General features: G+C 71.7%; 20 protein-coding genes. 11 read left to right on the top strand and 9 right to left on the bottom strand.

The window, feature by feature from the left end:
- Nucleotides 1-21: 21 nt before the first annotated feature.
- The 5 genes from cseB to RBJ65_RS11390 form a co-directional block, all read right to left on the bottom strand.
- On the bottom strand, nt 22-753 hold the full coding sequence (gene cseB / locus RBJ65_RS11410) for a two-component system response regulator CseB (protein ID WP_306318651.1): 732 nt from the start codon (nt 751-753) through the stop codon (nt 22-24).
- Nucleotides 754-858: 105 nt separating this feature from the next.
- On the bottom strand, nt 859-1,572 hold the full coding sequence (locus tag RBJ65_RS11405; protein WP_372341249.1) for a hypothetical protein: 714 nt from the start codon (nt 1,570-1,572) through the stop codon (nt 859-861).
- On the bottom strand, nt 1,560-2,111 hold the full coding sequence (locus RBJ65_RS11400; RefSeq protein WP_306318623.1) for a SigE family RNA polymerase sigma factor: 552 nt from the start codon (nt 2,109-2,111) through the stop codon (nt 1,560-1,562). Before RBJ65_RS11400 ends, RBJ65_RS11405 begins: the two co-directional genes overlap by 13 nt.
- A gap of 192 nt (nt 2,112-2,303) precedes the next feature.
- On the bottom strand, nt 2,304-3,221 hold the full coding sequence (locus tag RBJ65_RS11395) for an A/G-specific adenine glycosylase (protein ID WP_306318624.1): 918 nt from the start codon (nt 3,219-3,221) through the stop codon (nt 2,304-2,306).
- 72 nt (nt 3,222-3,293) lie between these two features.
- Nucleotides 3,294-3,959: a phosphatase PAP2 family protein gene (locus RBJ65_RS11390; RefSeq protein ID WP_306318625.1), complete on the bottom strand. Its 666-nt coding sequence runs from the start codon at nt 3,957-3,959 to the stop codon at nt 3,294-3,296.
- A gap of 177 nt (nt 3,960-4,136) precedes the next feature.
- Here RBJ65_RS11390 and RBJ65_RS11385 point away from each other — a divergent pair, with 177 nt between their 5' ends.
- Complete coding sequence (locus tag RBJ65_RS11385) at nt 4,137-4,961, top strand: hypothetical protein (protein ID WP_306318626.1); 825 nt, start codon at nt 4,137-4,139, stop codon at nt 4,959-4,961.
- Between the two features lie 76 nt (nt 4,962-5,037).
- Here the strand turns inward: RBJ65_RS11385 and disA are convergent, their stop codons facing one another.
- On the bottom strand, nt 5,038-6,162 hold the full coding sequence (gene disA, locus RBJ65_RS11380) for a DNA integrity scanning diadenylate cyclase DisA (RefSeq protein WP_306318627.1): 1,125 nt from the start codon (nt 6,160-6,162) through the stop codon (nt 5,038-5,040).
- Nucleotides 6,163-6,254: 92 nt separating this feature from the next.
- Nucleotides 6,255-7,661, bottom strand: a complete 1,407-nt coding sequence (radA, locus tag RBJ65_RS11375) for a DNA repair protein RadA (RefSeq protein WP_306318628.1) — start codon at nt 7,659-7,661, stop codon at nt 6,255-6,257.
- A 185-nt stretch (nt 7,662-7,846) separates the two neighbouring features.
- Here radA and RBJ65_RS11370 point away from each other — a divergent pair, with 185 nt between their 5' ends.
- Nucleotides 7,847-9,580 (top strand): hypothetical protein, encoded by a 1,734-nt coding sequence (locus tag RBJ65_RS11370; protein ID WP_306318629.1) that lies wholly within the window; start codon nt 7,847-7,849, stop codon nt 9,578-9,580.
- A 37-nt stretch (nt 9,581-9,617) separates the two neighbouring features.
- Here RBJ65_RS11370 and RBJ65_RS11365 read toward each other — a convergent pair whose 3' ends face one another.
- Complete coding sequence (locus RBJ65_RS11365) at nt 9,618-10,487, bottom strand: hypothetical protein (RefSeq protein WP_306318630.1); 870 nt, start codon at nt 10,485-10,487, stop codon at nt 9,618-9,620.
- A gap of 80 nt (nt 10,488-10,567) precedes the next feature.
- On the opposite strand from RBJ65_RS11365, the gene RBJ65_RS11360 reads away from it, so the two are divergent.
- From RBJ65_RS11360 to ilvD, 4 genes are all read left to right on the top strand, one after another.
- Nucleotides 10,568-11,494, top strand: a complete 927-nt coding sequence (locus RBJ65_RS11360; RefSeq protein WP_306318631.1) for a Ppx/GppA phosphatase family protein — start codon at nt 10,568-10,570, stop codon at nt 11,492-11,494.
- A gap of 158 nt (nt 11,495-11,652) precedes the next feature.
- Nucleotides 11,653-12,477: a sugar phosphate isomerase/epimerase gene (locus RBJ65_RS11355; protein WP_306318632.1), complete on the top strand. Its 825-nt coding sequence runs from the start codon at nt 11,653-11,655 to the stop codon at nt 12,475-12,477.
- Entirely contained in the window at nt 12,474-13,085 is a 612-nt protein-coding gene (locus tag RBJ65_RS11350) for a TetR family transcriptional regulator (protein WP_306318633.1), read from the top strand. The genes RBJ65_RS11355 and RBJ65_RS11350 overlap by 4 nt, the downstream gene beginning before the upstream one ends.
- A gap of 118 nt (nt 13,086-13,203) precedes the next feature.
- A complete protein-coding gene (gene ilvD / locus RBJ65_RS11345) occupies nt 13,204-15,057 on the top strand; it encodes a dihydroxy-acid dehydratase (protein ID WP_306318634.1) in 1,854 nt (617 codons plus the stop codon).
- Between the two features lie 102 nt (nt 15,058-15,159).
- Here ilvD and RBJ65_RS11340 read toward each other — a convergent pair whose 3' ends face one another.
- On the bottom strand, nt 15,160-17,367 hold the full coding sequence (locus tag RBJ65_RS11340; protein ID WP_306318635.1) for a serine/threonine-protein kinase: 2,208 nt from the start codon (nt 17,365-17,367) through the stop codon (nt 15,160-15,162).
- A gap of 181 nt (nt 17,368-17,548) precedes the next feature.
- Between RBJ65_RS11340 and RBJ65_RS11335 the strand changes: the two genes are divergently transcribed.
- The 5 genes from RBJ65_RS11335 (at nt 17,549) to proC (ending at nt 21,382) form a co-directional block, all read left to right on the top strand.
- Entirely contained in the window at nt 17,549-17,893 is a 345-nt protein-coding gene (locus RBJ65_RS11335) for an SH3 domain-containing protein (RefSeq protein WP_372341250.1), read from the top strand.
- Nucleotides 17,894-17,976: 83 nt separating this feature from the next.
- Entirely contained in the window at nt 17,977-18,489 is a 513-nt protein-coding gene (locus RBJ65_RS11330) for an EamA/RhaT family transporter (RefSeq protein WP_306318636.1), read from the top strand.
- A 412-nt stretch (nt 18,490-18,901) separates the two neighbouring features.
- A complete protein-coding gene (locus RBJ65_RS11325) occupies nt 18,902-19,690 on the top strand; it encodes an ABC transporter ATP-binding protein (protein ID WP_306318637.1) in 789 nt (262 codons plus the stop codon).
- A 17-nt stretch (nt 19,691-19,707) separates the two neighbouring features.
- Nucleotides 19,708-20,445 carry an ABC transporter permease gene (locus tag RBJ65_RS11320; RefSeq protein ID WP_306318638.1) on the top strand — a complete coding sequence of 246 codons (738 nt, stop codon included), beginning with the start codon at nt 19,708-19,710 and terminating at the stop codon, nt 20,443-20,445.
- 112 nt (nt 20,446-20,557) lie between these two features.
- Nucleotides 20,558-21,382 carry a pyrroline-5-carboxylate reductase gene (gene proC, locus RBJ65_RS11315; RefSeq protein ID WP_306318639.1) on the top strand — a complete coding sequence of 275 codons (825 nt, stop codon included), beginning with the start codon at nt 20,558-20,560 and terminating at the stop codon, nt 21,380-21,382.
- The last annotated feature ends 370 nt before the right edge of the window (nt 21,383-21,752 follow it).

The following is a 21,752-nucleotide window of genomic DNA, read 5'->3' as shown; positions in this document are numbered from 1 at the left end:
ATGCGCTGTTCCATCCGCCGCTCAGGCCTTGAGCTTGTAGCCGAAGCCGCGGACCGTCTCGATCCGGTCCTGGCCGATCTTCGTACGCAGCCGCTGCACATGGACGTCGACGACGCGGGTGTCGCCGCCCCAGCCGTAGTCCCAGACCCGCTCAAGGAGCTTGTCGCGGGAGAGTACGGTGCCGGGCGCCGAGGAGAATTCGAGCAGCAGGCGCATCTCGGTGGGCGTCAGGGCCACCGGCTGCCCGGCCTTCCTGACCTCCATGCCGTCCGTGTCGATCTCCAGGTCGCCGAAGCGCAGCGCGCCGTGCTCGGGCGCGGGCGCCTCATCGGCCGCGCCGGAGGCGGCCGCCGCCGCGATGCCCGCGTGCCCGAAGCGGCGCAGGACGGCGCGGATCCGGGCCACGAGCACCGCCCCGTCGAAGGGCTTCGTCACGTAGTCGTCCGCCCCGGCCTCCAGGCCGAGCACGACGTCGATGGAGTCCGCGCGCGCGGAGAGCATGATCACCGGGACCGTCGAGTCGTCGCGGATGCGCCGGCACAGGGAGACCCCGTCGAGCCCCGGCACCATCACGTCGAGCAGCGCGATGTCCGGCCGGTTCGACCGGAACGCCTCCAGGCCCTTGAGCCCGTCCGGCATCGCGGTCACCACGAAACCGTCGCGCTCCAGGGCGAGCTGGGTGGCCTCGCGGATGACGTCGTCGTCCTCGACGAACAGGACGTGCGTCGGCTCGCCCTTGCGCTCACCGCCCATGACAGCCATCCGTTCTCTCCTCCACCGTGTAGGCCTTCATCACGTAAGCCTTCTCACGCGGGCCTTGGTCACACTGTTCAACCGTCGTCGTTCAGCCGTCGTTGTTCAGCCGTCGTCGTCCGAAGGCGCGGGGCTCTCCCCGTCCACCGCTTTGCTGTAGTCGTTGTGCGTGCGGCTCTCCTGGGCGAAGTGGTCCCCGTTCCACCGGTACGTGAGGACCTCCTCGCCCGAGGGCGAGGCGACCGAGTCGCCCTTCTCGTACACCTGCTTGGTGACCACGAGATCACCCCGGTCGATCTCCCCGTACACCGGGGGCTCCTCGTCCCGGAACACATTCTTGTACGTGCCGCCCACGTCGCGATACACGTACGTGCCGATGGAGACCGCGTCTCCGCAGGTCATCACGTTGACCACGACGTCGCTGCGGGAGCTGCCGGTCAGCGTTCCGTAGCTCACGTCGACCGGGTACTCGTCCTCCACGCACGGCTTGAGGTCGCGCTTGATGTCGGCGCTGACCTTCGGATCCTTCTTCACGATCCGGACCGCCTCGGAGGAGGACGGGGGGCTCGGCGAGGCGGAGGGCGAGGGGCTCGCGCCGTCCGCGGCCGCCGTCGATCCGACCGGGTCCGTGCGGGCCGGGCCCTCGTCGCGGGGGCCGGTGCCTCCCGTCGAGCACGCCGCGAGAACTCCGGCGAAAAGCCCGAGGGCGGCGAGCGCGGCGATCGCCGCACCCCCCGCCTTCGCCCCCCGCAACAGGAACGCACGCCCCCGTGTCAGGGACGTACGAATCCCGGCGGCACCTATCCCTAGGCCGCGCAACGCTCCCGCTCCTCACGTTCGAGCGCGCGGGCCACCAGGTCCTCGCTCTCCCGCTTCTCCAGCTCCTCACGGAGCCGGGCGAGGGCCCGGTGCAGCGTGCTCTTCACGGTTCCGGCCGACATTCCGAGGGCGGCGGCCGTCTCCTCTGTGGACATCTGCTCCCAGTGTCGCAGCACGACGACGCTGCGCTGCTTCGGAGCCAGCACCTTCATGACGTCCATCAGCAGGGCGCGGTCCGCGTGCTGCTCCGTCGAGTCGTCGACCGAGGACTCCGGAAGCTGCTCGGTGGGCACTTCCTCCAGCTTGCGCGCCCGCCACCACTCCGTCCGCGTATTGATCATGACGCGGCGCAGATAGGCGTCGGCAAGCCGCTTGTCCGCTATGCCGTCCCACCGGCCGTACGTCCGCACGAGCGCGGTCTGCAGCAGGTCCTGGGCGTCGACCGGGTCGGGAACCAGACGCCGGGCGCTGCGCAACAGGGCGTCCTGTCGCGTCCGCACGTACTCCTCGAACTCGAGCACCTCACCGCCGTGCGCCATGATCAACTGCCTCCCGAATCCCGCTCATCCCCGTGGCCCGCACAGATCCTGTGCGGTTACGAGGAAGAAGTTACGGAGGAGTTGTCACGGCGCTGTCCGTACCGGCCAGCGGCGACCGCACGACTACCCGTCGATTGTGTAACGGATGTAAGGGCGGCCTAAGGACGGCCTGCGGGCGGCCTACGGGCCACCCTACGGACGGCCCGACGGCAGCCGGTACAAGCCGCCCGCGAGCGGCTCCACCAAACCGTCGTCGACCAGCCCGTCCAAGGCCCTGGCCCGCTGCACCGGCTCGTCCCACACCCGGTCGAGTACGGCCTGCGGCACCGGCGCGACGGCCTCCCGCAGCACCGCGAGCAGCTTGCCGCGCACCTGGCGGTCGGTGCCCGCGTACGTCTGCCCGCGCCGCGGCGGGCCCTCGTGCGCGGGCTTGCCCGCGAGACGCCACGTACACATCGCGGCGATCGGGCAGCGGTGGCACTCCTCGTTCTTGGCCGTGCACACCAGGGCGCCCAACTCCATGGAGGCGGCGGCCCACTTCGCGGCGGTGTCGTCCTCCTCGGGCAGCAGCGCGCGGGCCAGCTTCCGCTCGGCGGCGGTCGTGGCGTTCGGCGGGTACTGCACGCCGCCGACGGCGCGGGCGAACACCCGCCGCACGTTCGTGTCGAGCACCGCGTGCCGCTGCCCGTACGCGAACGAGGCGACGGCGGCCGCCGTGTACTCGCCGATACCGGGCAGCGCGAGGAGCTGCGCGTGCCGCGCCGGTACGTCGCCGCCGTGCCGCTCCGTTATGGCGACGGCGGCGCCGTGCAGGCGCAGGGCGCGGCGCGGATAGCCGAGCCTGCCCCAGGCGCGGACGGCCTCACCGGGCGCCTCCTCGGCGAGGTCGGCGGGGCGCGGCCAGCGCGCGAGCCACTGCTCGTACACCGGGAGCACCCGGTTCACGGGCGTCTGCTGGAGCATGAACTCGCTGACCATCACGCCCCACGGACCGGCGTCGGGGCGGCGCCAGGGCAGGTCGCGGGCGTGCTCGGTGAACCAGTCGATGACCGGTGAGTGGAGGTCGGCTGGAAGATCGGCGTTCTCGGGGGTCTTCGTGAGCGCAGTCATGGCACCTCCGATCCTGCCACGTGATCATGCGGGCTCCGGGTGGGCGCCACCGGAGCTGTCACCCGCGGGGCGTCAGCGCCGGTGCGAGCCGCGCCGCGAACGGCCCTCGCGCGCCGCCCCGTAACCGGCCCCCGCGGGCCCAGGACCGGCGAACCAGTGCACCAGACCGTTCCCCGATCCGCGCATCGCCTCGGCCACCCGCGCCCCCGGCCGCGCGCACAGGCGTACGACGAGCAGGGCGACGGCGGTGCCGAGCAGCAGGCCCACGGCGACGTCGTGCGGGTAGTGCACGCCTACGAAGACGCGCGAGAACGCCATGAGGATCGCCATCGGCACGGTCAGCCAGCCGATCTTCGGCCAGGCGAGGGCGAGGCCCACGGCGGCCGCTGCGGCGATGGTGGCGTGGTTGCTGGGGAAGGACCAGTCGCCGTAGGCGGGGCAGTCGATCAGCGGGGCCATCGCTCCGGAGACGGCCCGGCAGGGACGGTCCTCGTCGATCCCGGACTTGACCAACTCACTGATCACATACGCCACCGCGGTGCCCAGCGGAGCGAGCACGGCGACGGCGAGGGCCTTCGGGTCGCCGTGCCGCGCCCGCCACCAGGCGACGACGAAGAGCACGGCGAACAGCAGCAGCCCGACTTCCGTCCACACCTCCATGAGGTGCTGGACCCACGAAGGAGTGTCGTGGGCGAAGTCGAGGATGCCGCGATACAGGTCGGAGTCGATGGTTCCCATGGTGACGGACAGTATGCATGACCCTGATTCCGTCCCGTCGGGCCACATCCGGCGACCGTCGAACCACGCGCGCGTGACGGTGCGAACCATGCGCGCGTGATGATGATCCGGAAAACTTGGGGTGCGAGGCGGCGGGTGGCACCGGACAACGGCCCGATCTCTCGTAAGGTTTGAGCCGTGGGATCTCTGCGCAATCCGATCGGGCCGCTTCCCTCCTCCATCTATTGGCGACGGAGGGTTGTTCTGCTGTCCATCGTGGCGCTGCTCGCGCTGCTGATCGTATGGATCGTCAACTTGGGCGGCGGGGGCGGGAAGAATGGCGCCGGCGGCTCGGGCGGCGACCACCCGACCGCGTCCATCACGCCCGGACCGTCCGGAACGGGGCCCGCGATCAGCGAACACCCCGGCGGGCGCGACGAGTCGGGCGGATCTGGCGGTGGGTCAGGTTCGGGCGGCGGCGGGACGGGGTCCGGCGGTGGCTCGGATTCCGGTGCCGGGTCCGGTGGTTCGGACGACGCCGCGGGCGGCGACTCCGGCGACTCCGGGGGCGGCAGCGGCGGTACGTCGTCCGGGGATCAGGTGCCGGCCGGCTCCAGCCTTCCGGACTGCACGGCGGGCAGCGTGTCCCTGAAGGTGCGCAGCGTCCACAATTCGTACGCGCCCGGGGACAAGCCGAAGCTTCAACTCGTCGCCAAGAACTCGACGGACAAGTCCTGCAAGGTCGATCTCGGGCCGAAGACCGCCGTGGTCACGATCACCAAGGCGGAGGAGGACAAGCCGTTCTGGTCGTCCGACGACTGTCCCGCCGGGGCGGGGAGCATGGTGCTGCGGGCCCCGGCAGGGGGCACGGTGCAGCGTGACTTCACGTGGGACCTGAGGCCGAGCGCGGCGCGGTGTGCGACGCCGCCGGCGGGGACCGCGGGGCCGGGGACGTATCTGGTCGAGGTGAAGGCGGCGCAACTCCCCGAGGCGCAAGCTTCGTTCGTCCTCAAGGAAGACTGAGCAAAATCAAGCCCGCTTTTCGAACGAGAGCCAGCGGGAGCCGGGGCAGAGCCCCGAGGCCGCGCGCCGGGTGACGTTATACGTAACGCTCCAGGATCGACGACTCCGCCAACCTCGACAGGCCCTCCCGCACGCTGCGCGCACGCGCCTCGCCGACGCCGTCGACCGTCTGGAGGTCGTCCACGCTCGCGGCCAGGAGCTTCTGCAGGCCGCCGAAGTGTTCGACGAGGCGGTCGATGATGGCGCCGGGCAGGCGCGGCACCTTGGCGAGGAGGCGGAAGCCGCGCGGCGAGACCGCGGAGTCCAGCGCCTCCGGGGAGCCGGTGTAGCCCAAGGCCCGTGCCACTATCGGCAGTTCGAGGAGCTCCGCGTGGCTGAGGGAGTCGAGCTCGGTGAGGGCCTCGGCGACCGTGCGGGAGCGCTTGGCGGTGGGCTCGGGGACGTAGTCCCGCGCGACCAGCTCGCGCTCCGGCTCGACGCCCGCGATCAACTCGTCGAGCTGCAGCGCCAGAAGACGCCCGTCCGTGCCCAACTCGACGACGTACTCGGCGATTTCCGTGGCGATGCGGCGCACCATCTCCAGGCGCTGCGCGACCGCCGTGACGTCCCGGACCGTGACCAGGTCCTCGATCTCCAGGGCGGAGAGCGTGCCCGCCACCTCGTCGAGCCGGAGTTTGTAGCGCTCCAGGGTGGCCAGCGCCTGGTTGGCGCGGGACAGGATCGCGGCCGAGTCCTCCAGGACGCGGCGCTGCCCGTCTACGTAGAGGGCGATCAGGCGCATCGACTGGGAGACCGAGACGACGGGGTAGCCGACCTGCTTGGAGACCCGGTCCGCCGTGCGGTGCCGGGTGCCGGTCTCCTCCGTGGGGATCGTCGGGTCCGGCACCAACTGGACGCCGGCCCGCAGGATCTTGTCGAGGTTCGAGGAGACCACGATGCCACCGTCGAGCTTGCACAGCTCGCGCAGGCGCGTGGCCGTGAACTCGACGTCGAGGATGAAGCCGCCGGTGCACATCGACTCGACCGTCTTGTCGGAGCCGAGGACGATGAGCCCTCCGGTGTTGCCGCGGAGGATGCGCTCCAGGCCGTCGCGCAGGCCCGTTCCGGGCGCGACGGCACTGAGCGCGGCGCGCATCAGACTGTCCGCGCCGGAGCTTCCGCCGGACTTGCCGGGAGTTGCCGCCCGGTCGTTGGCTGCCACTGCACTCCTCCGGATCGCAGACTTTGGGGTGCCCTGGGGCTCGTCGACCACCCCCGTTACGTTCGTACGCACGGGCGAGACCAGGGCAAAGTCTACCGGCGCTGCTCCGGCTCCTGTGGGGCCTCTCGGCGACGGCCTCTCGGCAGCACCCGCAGCGCGTCCCCTATATCGGCGACTTCCAGGACCTTCATACCGGGTGGCACCTTTCCGGGGTCGGCCGGGACCAGGGCGTGCGTGAACCCGAGCCGGCTCGCCTCGGCGAGCCTGCGCTGCACGCCCGTGACCCGTCTGACCTCGCCCGCAAGGCCCACTTCTCCGATCGCCACCAGGTTCTTGGGGAGCGGGGTGTCGCTCGCGGCGGAGGCCAGGGCGAGCGCCACGGCCAGGTCGGCGGCCGGCTCGGAGAGCTTCACTCCGCCCACCGTCGCCGAATAGATGTCCCTTTTGCCCAACGCGCTGATCCGCCCGCGCTGTTCGAGCACGGCCAGCATCATGGAGACGCGGGAGGTCTCCAGGCCGGACGTCGTACGGCGCGGGGAGGGGATCTGCGAGTCGACCGTGAGCGCCTGGACCTCGGCGACCAGCGGGCGGCGGCCCTCCAGGGTGACGGTCAGGCAGGTGCCGGGCACCGGCTCGTCCCGCCGGGTCAGGAACAGGCCGCTGGGGTCGGCCAGGCCCGTGATGCCCTCGTCGTGCAGCTCGAAGCAGCCGACCTCGTCCGTCGTCCCGTAGCGGTTCTTGACGCCTCGTACGAGACGCAGGCGCGCGTGCCGGTCGCCCTCGAAGTTCAGGACGACGTCCACCAGGTGCTCCAACAGGCGCGGGCCCGCGATGGCGCCCTCCTTGGTGACGTGGCCGACCAGAAGCGTGGACATGCCGCGCTCCTTGGAGGCGCGGATGAGCGCCCCGGCCACCTCGCGGACCTGGGCCATGCCGCCGGGCGCGCCCTCGATCTCCCCGGACGCGACGGTCTGTACGGAGTCCAGGATCAGCAGCGAGGGCTTCACCGCGTCCAAGTGGCCGAGGACGGAGGCCAGATCGGTCTCTGCCGCCAGGTACAGGTGGTCGTCGATCGCGTGGATCCGGTCGGCGCGCAGGCGGACCTGGGAGGCCGACTCCTCGCCCGTCACGTAGAGGGTCTTGTGCTCGTCGCTCGCCGACTTGGCCGCCACGTCGAGCAGCAGCGTGGACTTGCCGACGCCGGGCTCGCCCGCGAGCAGCACCACCGCGCCGGGCACCAGGCCGCCCCCGAGGACCCGGTCGAGCTCGGGCACGCCGGTGGAGCGGGCCGTCGCCTGCCTGCCGTCGACCTGGCCGATGGGCACCGCCGACGTCGTGACACGGCCCGGCGCCGTGGTGCGCACGGCGGGCGCGCCGTACTCGTCGATCGTCCCCCACGCCTGGCACTCGGGGCAGCGGCCCAGCCACTTGGCCGTCTGCCAGCCGCATTCGGTGCAGCGGTAGGACGGACGGTCCTTGGATTTGGTACGCGCAGCCATGAACGAAACCGTAGCGGGCAGCACTGACAACGACGGCGTCGGACGGGTGCGGCGATCGCCCCGCGTAGCCGTGCTGGCCACGGAATGAGCGGTTCCTGTCCCCTTTTGAGGGATCGTTTCACCCGTAAGGATTAAATGTGCTCAAGGGGGAGGAAGGCCCCGCGCGCTGGCCCTACGGTCGCACGGTGATGAGCAGCAGGCCGGAAACTCCCACACAGACCACCGGCGCACACCGGGCGCACCGCCCCGGGGCGAGGCGGCAAGGGCCGCGCACCGCCCCGCAGCGTCCGCCCGCCCGCTACGAGTCCTGTCTGGACGGCCTGTTCACCTACTGCCTCTCCGTGCTCTGCGACCACGACGACGCGACCGCCGCGCTCGGCGACGCCCTCGCGCTCGCCGAGCGGCGCGGCTCCCGCACCCCGTCGGGCGACTCCCCGGCCGAGCGCAGGGCCTGGCTCTACGCGCTGGCCCGCTGGTCCTGCCTGCGCCGCCTCGCGGAGGCCAACCGGCGGCGCGCCAGCGACCGCCAGGAGGGCGGCCGGGAAGGGCAGGCGCAGGACGCCCTCCTCCAGGAGGAGCGCAGGCGCCAACTGGCCCAGCTCGCCTGGCCGGAGGCCGCGGGCACCACCCCCGAGCAGCGCGAGGCCCTGGAGCTGGCCGTGCGCCACCAGCTGTCCCCGCGCGAGGTCGCCGCCGTCCTCGGTACCGACCCCACCGCCACCCGCGAGCTGCTGTCGGCCGCGGCCTGCGAGGTCGAGCGCACCCGCGCCGCCCTCGCCGTCGTCGAGACCGGCACCTGCCCCAGCGTCGCCCGCCTCACCGGGGACAACCAGGTGCTCCTCTCGGCCGCCCTGCGCCGCGAACTGGTCCGGCACGTGGACGACTGCCCGCGCTGCCGCCGCACCGCCGAGCGCGCCGCCCCCCGCGCCTGGCCCGGCACCTCGGTGACGCCCGCCGCGCTGCCCCTCGTGACGGCCCCCCGGCCGGCCCTGCACTTCGCGATGCACGGCCGGCACCCCGGCGCCCCGCGCTTCGACCGGCGCGGCTACCCGATGGACCCCAAGGACCGCGCCGCCCGCCGCGACCGGCTACGCGCGCGTGCCGTGACGACGACCGTGGTCGCCACCGTGGTCGCCGCCCCGGTGCTCGCCCTGTGGGCTGCCTACCGGGGCGCGCCGCTGACCGGTGAGGCCGCCGACGGCCGCTCCGTGACGGCCAGCGAGGAGGGCGGCGCCGACAGCCTCGACGGCGAGCGCACCTCAGACGCGTACGAGAACGCGGGGAACGCGCGCACGAGCCCCGACCCGGGCTTCACCGCGGGCAGCCGCTCGCCGGACGTCTCCGTAGAGGTCACATCGCCGCCCTCGCACGCGGGCCGCGGCCCCGGCCGCATCACCGTGGAGGCGCAGCCCAGCGGGGGCACGACGCTCATCACGCTGACCGCTTCGGGGCGCTCGCCCGTGGACTGGACCGCCTCCACGGACGCCTCCTGGCTGTACCTGAGCCAGGCCTCCGGAACGTTGCGCCCTGGTGAGTCGCTCACGATCCGCGTCTACGTAGATGAGTACCGGGAGCCGCACGGGCATTGGACCGCGCACGTCGGAATCGACCCCTCCGGAGCGATCATCTCGCTTGAGGGCTACGGGAATTCGGCTCCCGGCGGCGGTAGTGGCGGTGGCGGTGGCGGCGGCACCTCGCGCCCCACGCCGTCGCACTCGTCCACCCCGACGCCGTCCCCCTCGGACCCCACGCCGTCGCCGACGGACTCCTCGCCCGCCCCGTCGGACCCGCCCGAGAGTCCCTCGCCGACGGAGAGCCCGAGCGACCCGGGCGGTTCCCAGCCGTCCGATCCCTCCGACTCGCCCTCGCCGTCCGGGACCGGGGGGTCCGCGACGGGTGCGCCGTCACAGACCCCCTGACGGGCCGCCTGAAGGGCCCCTCACGGACCCTCCGATGTCACGCCGGGTCGGCCGGATGCGGGGCGATCAGCGGGAGCCCCTTGGGCGCTGCCGCGAGGCGCTCCTCGCACAGCTCGACCAGCTTGTCGTAGCCGGCCTTGCCCATCAGCTCGGTCAGCTCGGGACCGTACGAGACGTACACGGGGTCGCCCGCGCCGTGCGCCGAGGTCGCCGACGTGCACCACCAGTGCAGGTCGTGGCCGCCCGGACCCCAGCCACGGCGGTCGTACTCGCCGATCGAGACCTGGAGCACCTTGGTGTCGTCGGGCCGCTCGATCCACTCGTACGTACGGCGCACCGGGAGCTGCCAGCAGACGTCCGGCTTCGTCTCCAGGGGCTCGCGGCCCTCCTTGAGCGCCAGGATGTGCAGCGAGCAGCCCGCGCCGCCCTTGAACCCCGGCCGGTTCTGGAAGATGCACGAGCCGTTGTACGGGCGGGTCTGGCGCTCCCCGTCCTCGTCCTCGGACACCCAGCCGGTCTCGACGCCCACGTCGTGGTTCTGCCAGATGTCCGGCGTGAGACGCCCCACGAACCCCGCGACCCGCTTCTCGTCGTCCTCGTCGGAGAAGTGGGCGCCGAGCGTGCAGCAGCCGTCGTCGGCGCGGCCCGCCTGGATGCCCTGGCAGCCGCTGCCGAAGATGCAGGTCCAACGAGAGGTCAGCCATGTCAGGTCACAGCGGAAGACCTGCTCGTCGTCCGCCGGATCAGGAAACTCGACCCACGCGCGCGGGAAGTCGATGGACTTCTCGTCCTGCTTACGGGAGGCCTCCTCGGCCTTCTGGAGTGCTTTCTGCTTCTTCAGCTCCTGCTTTGCCGACTTCGTCTTCTTGTCGCTCTTGTCGGCCTTGGCCTTTTTCGTCTTTGGCACCGTTCCAGAGTAAGGGCGTTGAGGGGTTCGGTCGGACCTTCCCGAACGGGCAAGCCGCGCGGAGCAGTAGCGTTCCCTATATGAGACTCGGTGTTCTCGACGTGGGTTCGAATACGGTCCACCTGCTGGTGGTGGACGCGCACCCGGGCGCCCGCCCGCTGCCCGCGCACTCGCACAAGACGGAGCTGCGGCTCGCCCAACTCATCGACGAACGCGGGGCGATCGGGCCCGACGGCGTCGACCAGCTGATCGGGACGGTCAGAGAGGCCCTGGAGGCCGCGGAGGACAAGGGCGTCGAGGACCTGCTGCCGTTCGCGACCTCGGCGGTGCGCGAGGCCAGCAACGCCGACGACGTCCTCGCGCGCGTGAAGGACGCCACAGGCGTCGAACTGCGGGTGCTCAGCGGCGAGGAAGAGGCACGGCTCACGTTCCTCGCCGCGCGTCGCTGGTTCGGCTGGTCCGCGGGCCGACTCCTGGTGCTCGACATCGGCGGCGGCTCGCTGGAGATCGCGTACGGCATCGACGAGGAGCCCGACGCGGCGGTGTCGCTGCCGCTGGGGGCCGGGCGGCTGACCGCCGGGTGGCTGCCAGGGGATCCGGCGGATCCGGACGACGTGAAGGCGCTGCGGCGGCACGTGCGGGCGCAGATCGCGCGCACGGTGGGCGAGTTCAGCCGCTTCGGGGCGCCGGACCACGTGGTGGCGACGTCCAAGACGTTCAAGCAGCTGGCACGGCTGGCCGGGGCGGCACGGACGGCCGAAGGCCTCTACGTACAACGTGAGTTGAAGCGGAAGTCCCTGGAGGACTGGGTGCCGCAGCTCGCCGCGATGACCGTGGACGAGCGCTCCGAGCTCCCCGGCGTCTCCGAGGGCCGCGCGGGACAGCTCCTGGCCGGCGCCCTGGTGGCGGAGGGCGCGATGGACCTCTTCGGCGTGGAAACCCTGGAGATCTGCCCCTGGGCCCTCCGCGAGGGCGTCATCCTCCGCCGCCTGGACCACCTGCCTTGATCCGGGCCCCTGCGGGGACACGATCAAGCCCTTGCGGTGCTTGAGCGGCGGGCCGGGGCCGGGCGCGCAGCCAGATCAAGCCCCTGCGGCGATTGAGCAGCGGGGTCCGGGGCAGAGCCCCGAGGCGTGGGCGCGGACGGGGGCCGTACCCTGTCCCCGTGGCAGAACCAGTGGTGCGCATCCCGGATGCGAAGGTCGCGCTCTCCACGGCCTCCGTGTATCCGGAGTCGACGGCGACGGCCTTCGAGATCGCCGCGCGCCTGGGCTACGACGGTGTCGAGGTCATGGTCTGGACCGACCCCGTCAGCCAGGACATAGAGGCTTTGCGCCGCCTCTCCGACTACCACCGCATCCCGATCCTGGCCGTACACGCTCCATGTCTGCTGATCACGCAGCGCGTATGGTCCACGGACCCGTGGGTGAAACTCCAGCGCGCACGCGCGGCCGCAGAGAAGCTGGGGGCGTCGACCGTGGTCGTACACCCGCCCTTTCGCTGGCAGCGCCAGTACGCCCGCGATTTCGTCACCGGGGTGTGGCGGATGGCGGGCGAGACCGATGTGCGGTTCGCCGTCGAAAACATGTACCCGTGGCGCTACCGGGACCGCGAGATGCTCGCGTACGCCCCCGACTGGGACGTGACGAAGGACGACTACCGGCACTTCACGGTCGACCTGAGCCACACCGCGACCGCCAGAACCGACGCGATGCAGATGATCGACCGGATGGGAGACCGGCTCGGGCATGTGCACCTCGCCGACGGCGCGGGATCCGGCAAGGACGAGCACCTGGTGCCGGGCCGCGGCACCCAGCCCTGCGCCGAACTCCTGGAGCGCCTCGCCACCAACGGCTTCGACGGCCACATCGTCGTAGAGGTCAATACGCGGCGCGCCATGTCCAGCGCCGAACGCGAGGCGGACCTGGCAGAGGCCCTCGCCTTCGCCCGACTGCACCTGGCGTCGGCCGCGCAGGTGCCGCGTTCATGACCGCGCAGCCGGTACGCCGCCGGGGCCGGCCCTCCCGTACGGAGAGCGGCGACACCCGCACCCGCATCCTCGACGTCGCCCGCGAGGAGTTCGCCGCCCGCGGCTACGACAAGGCTTCGGTGCGCGGCATCGCCAAGGCCGCCGGGGTGGACTCGGCGCTTGTGCACCACTACTTCGGCACCAAGGAGCAGGTGTTCGCCGCGTCGGTCGAGATGGTGCTCGCCCCGGCGTTGCAGGTCCCCGACGCCATGGAGGAGGGCCCGCTGGAGGAGGCCGGGGAGCGCATGACCCGGTTCTTCTTCGGCGTCTGGGAGTCCCCGGCGACCCGCGTCCCGCTGCTCGCCATCCTGCGCTCCGCCGTGAACAACGACGTGGCCGCGGGCGTCCTGCGCAGGCTCGTCGCGAGCCGGATGCTCGCGCGGATCGCCGAGCGGGTCGACCTGCCGGAGGGCGAGGCCGAGCTGCGGGTCACGCTGGCCGCGGCGCAGCTCGTGGGCGTCGCGATGATCCGTTACGTGATGCGGGTGGAGCCGCTGGCCTCCACGGACGTGGAGCGGGTCATCGAGCGGATCGCGCCCGTGGTGCAGCTGCACCTGACCGCTCCCTGAGCCCTCAGCAGGGCCACATGTGAGACGGGTGTCCCGGTATGCGGACGCCCCTGCCGGGATGTCAGTGGTGCGGCGTAGTCTCGGCAGACAGTCTTGATACGCGAAGGAGCGAGCGACGATGCCCGAGCTGAGGTCCCGCACAGTCACCCACGGCCGCAACATGGCGGGCGCCCGCGCCCTTATGCGTGCCTCCGGTGTACCCGGTGCGGACATCGGCCGGAAGCCGATCGTCGCGGTCGCCAACTCGTTCACCGAGTTCGTGCCCGGTCACACGCACCTGGCGCCCGTCGGCCGGATCGTCAGCGAGGCGATCCGGGAGGCCGGCGGCATCGCCCGCGAGTTCAACACGATCGCCGTCGACGACGGCATCGCGATGGGCCACGGCGGCATGCTGTACTCCCTGCCGTCCCGCGACCTGATCGCGGACTCGGTCGAGTACATGGTCGAGGCGCACTGCGCGGACGCGCTGATCTGCATCTCGAACTGCGACAAGATCACGCCCGGCATGCTGATGGCGGCGCTCCGCCTCAACATCCCGACGATCTTCGTCTCCGGCGGCCCGATGGAGGCGGGCAAGGCCACCCTCGTCGACGGCACGGTCCGCTCGCTCGACCTGGTCGACGCGATGTCCGAGGCCGTGAACGAGAAGGTCTCGGACGAGGACATGCTCCGCATCGAGGAGAACGCCTGCCCGACCTGCGGCTCCTGCTCCGGCATGTTCACCGCCAACTCGATGAACTGCCTGACCGAGGCCATCGGCCTGAGCCTCCCGGGCAACGGCTCGGTGCTCGCCACCCACACCGCCCGCAAGGCCCTGTACGAGCGGGCCGGCGCGACGGTCGTCGAGATCGCCAAGCGGTACTACGACGAGGACGACGCGAGCGTCCTGCCGCGCAACGTCGCGACCCACGCCGCCTTCGAGAACGCCATGGCGCTCGACATCGCGATGGGCGGATCCACGAACACGATCCTGCACCTCCTGGCCGCCGCCAAGGAGGCCGAGGTCGACTACAACCTCGACCACATCAACGAGGTCTCGCGCCGCGTCCCGTGCCTCGCCAAGGTCGCCCCGAACGCCGCGCCCACCACCACGTACTACATGGAGGACGTGCACCGGGCCGGCGGCATCCCCGCGATCCTCGGCGAGCTGTACCGCGGCGGCCTGCTCAACGAGGACGTGCACACGGTGCACTCCGCCTCCGTGAAGGAGTGGCTGGACGCCTGGGACATCCGCAGCGGCTCGGCCACCGACGAGGCGAGCGAGCTGTGGTACGCGGCCCCCGGCTGCAAGCGCTCCGCCGAGGCCTTCTCGCAGTCCGAGCGCTGGGACAGCCTCGACACGGACGCGGCGAACGGCTGCATCCGCGACGTCGCGCACGCGTACTCGAAGGACGGCGGCCTCGCCGTCCTGAAGGGCAACCTCGCCGAGGACGGCTGCGTCGTGAAGACGGCGGGCGTCGACGAGTCGATCTGGACCTTCGAGGGCCCGGCCGTCGTCTGCGAGTCGCAGGAAGAAGCGGTGGAGAAGATCCTGCTCAAGCAGGTCAAGGAGGGCGACGTCGTCGTCATCCGCTACGAGGGCCCCAAGGGCGGCCCCGGCATGCAGGAGATGCTCTACCCGACCTCGTACCTGAAGGGCCGCGGCCTGGGCAAGGCCTGCGCGCTCGTCACGGACGGCCGGTTCTCCGGCGGTACGTCGGGCCTGTCCATCGGCCACGCCTCGCCCGAGGCCGCCGCCGGTGGCACCATCGCGCTCGTCCAGGACGGCGACCGCGTGCGCATCGACATCCCGAACCGCGGCATCGAACTCCTCGTCGACGAGGAGGAGTTGGCCGCACGCCGCGAGGCCCTCGGGGGCGTCTACGCTCCCAAGGCCCGCGAGCGCAAGGTCTCGGCCGCCCTGCGCGCGTACGCCGCGATGGCGACCAGCGCGGACAAGGGCGCGGTGCGCGACGTGTCGAAGCTCGGCTGACGCCTGACGCCTGACGCCTGACGCCTGACGCCTGACGGCTGGTGGCTGGTGGCTTGATGGCTGATGGTTGAGGGCTAGCGGCTACCGGCTACCGGCTAAGGGCTAGCGGCTTTCTTCGAGCGCGCCGGTCGCGGCACCGAACACGGTGCCGTCCGGCGCGCTTCCGTATACACGGCCCCCGTTCACGACCGGCGCCGGAATCTCGGCCACCACCCGGTCGGCGCGGCCCTCCGGGCGGGGCCCGCTCTGGCCGACCGGCCGGCCCGTACGCCGGTCCACGGCGAGCAGCCGCCCGTCCGGCGCCGTCACGTACACCCGCCCCGAAGCGGCGTCGACGGCGGGCGCCGAGCCCCGGCTCACGGAGGTCTCCGAGCGCCACAACTGCTTGCCGGACACCAGGTCCTGCGCCACCAGCGCGCCGCCCGCCGCGAGCAGATACGCCGTGTCGCCGTGCAGCGCCGCCGTCGCCGCCGGCAGCGGCAGCTTCAGCGGTACGCGGCGTGCCACGGACCCGTCCGTGAGCCGATGGCCGACGAGCGCGACGGTCTCGCCCGACGGATCGCGCTCCGTGCACCAGACGACGCCGTCGGACACCCCGACCGGGGCCGCGGTGCCGGGCGATGCGTGCCGCCAGCGAAGCGCGCCCGTCTCCGTATCCACCGCGCTCACCAGCGTGTTCGCCCTGTCGGGCGACGGCGTCGTCGCATAGGCGAGCTCCCCGCCGACGTACGAGAGGGTGGGCTGCCGCCCGAGGACATGGCGGCGCCACAGCTGCTTCCCGGTCGCACCGTCGACCGCGCTCAGCGTGCCGTCCGGCGCCGCGAGCAGCACCCGGCCCGCCGCCTGGCGCACCTGCCCGTGGAACCGCGAAACATCCATCGACCACCGCGACTTGCCCGTATCGGGCGCCATGGCGACGAGCCGGGACCCGTCCGGGGTCAACGCGTGCACCAGCCCACCCGACACCACCGGCGCAGCCACGCCGACGTCCCCCGCCGTACCGGACGCCTCCCGCTTCCACCGCACGGACCCGTCCCTCGGGTCGAGCGACACGGCCAGCGCACCGGGCGCGGCACAGTTCAGGCTCCCGGCCCCGTACGAGCACGCGGGCGCGGCGCCGGAGCCGAGCTCGCGCTGCCACGGGTGGAACGTGTCGGGGGAGCCGGCGGGGGCGGTGCGGGTGCCGGTGCCGTCGCCGCTCTCCCAGAGCAGCGGCACCGCGAGCGCGCCGCTGAGGGCAAGGGCGCCGACGAGGGTGAGGAGGGTGCGGGGGGTGCGGGGGCGCTTCCGTGAGGTGGGTGAACTCGGCTTGTCGGCGCGGGGGTTGATGGCAGGTGGGTTGACGGAGGCCGCCTGCATCGGCTCGACCGGCTCGATGAGGTCGACCGGCTCGACCGGTTCGATGAGGTCGACCGGCCCGACGCGGCCACCCGACCCGACCGGCCCCCGCTGCGCCGGGATGAACGCCTGCGTGTCGTACCGCGCCGAAATCACCCGCAGCCGCGCCATCAACTCGTCCGGCGTCGGCCGGTCCTCCGGCTCCTTCGCCAGGCAGGCGAGGACGAGCGGCGCCAGGTCCTCGGGCACGCCGGACACATCCGGTTCGTCGTGCACCACCTGGTACGCCACCAGATAGGGGCTGTCCGAGTCGAACGGGCCGCGCCCCGTCGCCGCGTGCACGAGCAGCGAACCGAGCGCGAACACATCGGCGGCCGGGCCGACTTCGCGCGGGCTGCGGAACTGCTCGGGCGCCATGAACGGCGGCGTACCGATCAACTTGCCCGTCTCCGTGCGCAGTTCGCTGTCCTTCGGCCGCGAGATGCCGAAGTCGATGACCTTGGGGCTGTCCTCGGCGAGGAGTACGTTGCTTGGCTTGAGGTCGCGGTGCACGACGCCGGCACGGTGGATGTCGCGCAGCGCCTCCGCGAGCCCGGCCGTCAGGTGCCGCAGCTGCGCGGGACACAGCGGCCCGTTCCGCTTGACGTGCTCGGCGAGGGTCGGGCCGGGGATGAACAACGTAGCCATCCACGGCAGTTCGGCCTCCGGGTCGGCGTCGACGACCGGCGCCGTGAACGCCCCGCTGACCCGCCGCGCTGCCGCCACCTCCTGCCGGAACCGCCCCCTGAACTCGGGGTCCTCCGCGAACTCGGCGTGCACCACCTTCACCGCGAGCGGCAGCCCCGCCGTCGACCGTGCCAGATGCACGACGCCCATGCCGCCGGACCCCAGGCGCTCTTCGAGCCGGTAGTGCCCGGCGTACTCCGGGAGTTCCGCTTCTGCTCCGGTCCCGATGCTGTTGTGTGACGGCATGTCCACCCCCGTGGATGACGTCGCGATCTCCGTGCAGGCGCGACGCACGGAGCCTAGTCGATGGTTCGTACGAGACGAACGGGCCTTGCTAGCCTGCGTGTTCGACAGTTCAACACGTACGTTTCAACGGGCCCTCAATGAACGTTGAACGAGGCCCGTCCGACGGGGGAGGCACAGAGAAATGGCAGTGGAAGGACAGCAGGGACAGCAGGGACAGCAGGGGGACCAGGCCCAGCAGGGCGAGCAGCCCGCCCCGACCGCGGAAGAGGCGGTCGCGCTCATGTACTACCCGGTGGCCCCGGGCTACAACGTGAACGTCCGCAGCGGCCCCGGCACCCGCTACCGCGTCGTGCGCACGCTGCCGTTGGGCGCGAAGGTGCCGATCTTCTGCCAGCGGCCGGGCGAGACGATCGCGGGCCCGTACGGCACGACGAAGATCTGGGACAACGTCGGCGTCGGTGAGTACGTGTCCGATGCCTACGTGAAGACGGGCAGCGACGGGTACGTGGCGCCGCGCTGCGCCTGAGTGCATGAGTGCATGAGCGCTTGAGCCGCTCGAACCGGACCGGGCTGCGGGATCCGCGGCCCGGTTTGGCGATAATCGGGTGTGTGAGCGACGAAACCGGCACCCCCAGCACCTCCCCGGCCCCGGCCCCGGCACCGGGCCCCCGGCCCGAGGAGATCCGCTTCTTCGGCACGACCTGGGTCGACCACAGCGGCAACTACGGCCTGCGCCGAGCCGCGGTCGGCGTGGGCGCGCTCGTCCTCGCCGTCGCCGGCTGCTTCGTACTGCGTTTCGCGTACGAGGGGTTGGCGATCGCCGACGTCGGTTCGCTCGTGAACCTGCTGCTCGTGGTGATGTTCGCGGTCTGCAGCGCGCTCGCCTTCGCCCGCACCCGCACCGGTTTCACCGAGCGCCACGACCCCGAGAAGCAGGCGTCGCTGCGCGGCTTCATGGCGATCGGGTTCGTCGGCGTGCTGCTGGCGTACGCGCTGCGCTGCCTGGTCGAGGCACCGGGCGAGAAGCTGCGCCGCCAGGAGTACGAGACCGCCCGCGACCAGTACGAACGCCGTACGTCCCGCCGCACCGGCAACCCATCCAAAAAGAAGCGCAAGAGCTGACCCCGCCCCGAACCCCGCTGCTCAATCGCCGCAGGGGCTGAAAACAGGTCCCGCCCGCCCCGCACGCCTCCCGGCCTTGGGGCTCCGCCCCAAACCCCGCTCCTCAATCGCCGGAGGGGCTCGATTCACCCCCACCCGCCCCGAGGCGGTTCACCCACCACAGTCCCCGGCTCCCCACCCGCTGCGGCCGACCGCCACCGCCTTGGGCAATCTGCCGCCTAGGGCGGCAGGGTGGGCAAGGCGGCCCCCGGTGCGGCGCACCCATCACTACAGGCGCCGCCCCCCCCGGCACAGCGCGGAAACCCCCGGTGCGGCGCGCACAGAACCACCGGCAAAGCCCCGCCCACCCCCCCCCGGCGCAGCCCCACACACCTTGACGCCCCACTCCCACCCGAGGATTATTCATCACGTGATGAATAAATCCGTACCCCCAGCCGTGGACGCCAAGGACCTCACCGTCGTCCGAGGCCCCCACCCCGTCCTGCACAACCTGACCTTCACCGTCCCCCGCGGCCAGATCACCGGCCTCCTCGGCCCCTCCGGCTGCGGAAAATCCACCCTCATGCGCGCCACCGTCGGCACCCAGGCCAAGGTCACCGGCGCCCTCACGGTCCTCGACCACCCGGCCGGCCACCCCGCCCTCCGCTCCCGCGTCGGCTACGTGACCCAGGCCCCCTCCGTCTACCTCGACCTGTCCATCCGCCAGAACCTCGACTACTTCGCCTCCGTCCTCCTCCCCGGCAGGTCCGCCGCCGCCCACCGCCGGACCGAGGTCGACCGCGTCCTCACCGACGTAGACCTCACCTCCCACGCCGACGCCCTCGCCGGAAACCTCTCCGGCGGCCAGCTCAGCCGCGTCTCCCTGGCCGTCGCCCTCCTCGGCACCCCCGAACTCCTCGTCCTCGACGAACCGACGGTCGGCCTCGACCCGGTCCTGCGCCGCGACCTCTGGAACCTCTTCGACGACCTCGCGGCCGACCGCGGCACCACGATCCTCGTCTCCTCGCACGTCATGGACGAGGCCGAGCGCTGTCACCGCCTCCTCCTCATGCGCCAGGGCGAACTCCTCGCCGACGACAGCCCCGACGCCCTCCGCGAGCGCACCGCCACCGCCACCGTCGAAGACGCCTTCCTCCGCCTCGTCGACGAGGCGAACGCGAACAACACCACCCGCACCGCCACCCGCCCCACCACCCACTGACGCCCCGGGAACCCGCCATGAACACGTACCGCACCACCGCCACCGCGCTCCGCGTCCTGCGCCAGCTCCGCCACGACCCGCGCTCGATCGCTCTGATGCTGCTCGTCCCGTGCGTGATGCTCTTCCTGCTCCGCTACGTGTTCGACGGCAGCCAGGCCACCTTCAACTCCATCGGCGCCTCGCTCCTCGGCATCTTCCCGCTGATCACGATGTTCCTGGTGACCTCCATCGCCACTCTCCGCGAACGCACGAGCGGCACCCTGGAACGCCTCCTGTCCATGCCCCTCGGCAAGGCGGACCTGATCGGCGGCTACGCCCTGGCCTTCGGCACGGTCGCGATCGTCCAGTCGCTCCTCGCCACGGGCCTCGCCCTCTGGGTCCTCGACCTCGACGTCACCGGATCGGCCTGGCTCCTCCTCCTGGTCGCCCTCCTCGACGCCCTGCTCGGCACGGCCCTCGGCCTCTTCGTATCGGCGTTCGCGGCATCGGAGTTCCAGGCGGTCCAGTTCATGCCGGCGGTGATCTTCCCCCAGCTCCTCCTCTGCGGCCTGTTCACCGCCCGCGCCAACATGCAGCCCGTCCTGGAGGCGATCTCCGACGTCCTCCCCATGTCGTACGCCGTCGACGGCATGAACGAGGTCCTCAAGCACACCGACCTCACCGCCACCTACATCCGCGATGTCGTGATCGTGGCCGGCTGCGCCGTCCTGGTCCTGGGCCTCGGCGCGGCGACCCTGCGCCGCCGTACGGCCTGACCCGCGGCGCCGCACCGTCCCGTTCCGCCCACCGGACACCCCACGAACCCCGGACTCACCCGATGCGAGGATGCCCGGGACGGACGGACGACGCACACGGAAGGTCCCGCTCATGAGCCAGCACCCCCGCCACAAGGTCGCCGTACTCGGCACGGGCAAGATCGGCGAAGCCCTGCTCAGCGGAATGATCCGCGGCGGCTGGGCACCGAGCGACCTCATGGTCACGGCCCGCCGCCCCGAACGCGCCGAGGAACTCCGCACCCGCTACGGCGTCACCCCGGTCACCAACCAGGAAGCCGCCAAGCAGGCCGACACCCTGATCCTCACGGTCAAGCCCCAGGACATGGGCACCCTGCTCGCGGAGCTGGCCCCGCACGTCCCCTCCGACCGCCTGGTCATCAGCGGCGCGGCCGGCATCCCCACCACCTTCTTCGAGGAACGCCTCCCCGAGGGCACCCCGGTGGTCCGCGTCATGACGAACACCCCGGCCCTCGTCGACGAAGCGATGTCCGTCATCTCCGCCGGCACCCACGCGACGCCCGCCCACCTCACCCACGCCGAGGAACTCTTCGGCTCGGTGGGCCAGACCCTCCGCGTCCCGGAATCCCAGCAGGACGCCTGCACGGCCCTCTCCGGCTCGGGCCCGGCCTACTTCTTCTACCTCGTCGAAGCCATGACCGACGCGGGCATCCTCCTCGGCCTCCCGCGCGACAAGGCCCACGACCTCATCGTCCAGTCCGCCATCGGCGCGGCGACGATGCTCCGCGACAGCGGCGAACACCCGGTCCGGCTCCGCGAGAACGTCACGTCCCCCGCCGGCACCACCATCAACGCGATCCGCGAACTCGAGAGCCACGGCGTACGAGCCGCCCTCATCGCCGCCCTCGAAGCCGCCCGCGACCGCAGCCGCGAACTGGCCTCCGGCAACAACAGCTGACCGCCCTACGCTCCCGGGGCGCGAAGTTGACACGCCCCGGGCCCATCCGTAGTGTTCTCCGAGTTGTCCGCCGTGAGCGCCGACTCCGGTCGGTCCCCGGACAACCATTCCGCAAGACCTCTTAAACGCACGACGACTGACTTCTGTTCGGTCGTCGTCTGTGTTTCCGTGCGCTTTTGCGAAATGAGGAATCCACGTTCGAAAGGACGGGACCCCGATTCGCTCGGGGGCCAGGAATCCGCTAATGTCTCACTCGTCGGAACGGCCCAACAGCCGCGAAGACAAACCCCCCTGACTGGGAATCAGGCCCGAAAGGATCTGATAGAGTCGGACTCGCCGGAAAGCCGAAAGGCCGGAAAGCGAAGCGGGG

Origin of the sequence: Streptomyces sp. KL109B, from assembly GCF_030766935.1 — a bacterium.
Classification (GTDB): domain Bacteria; phylum Actinomycetota; class Actinomycetes; order Streptomycetales; family Streptomycetaceae; genus Streptomyces.
This window is presented reverse-complemented; position numbering and strand designations above follow the sequence as displayed.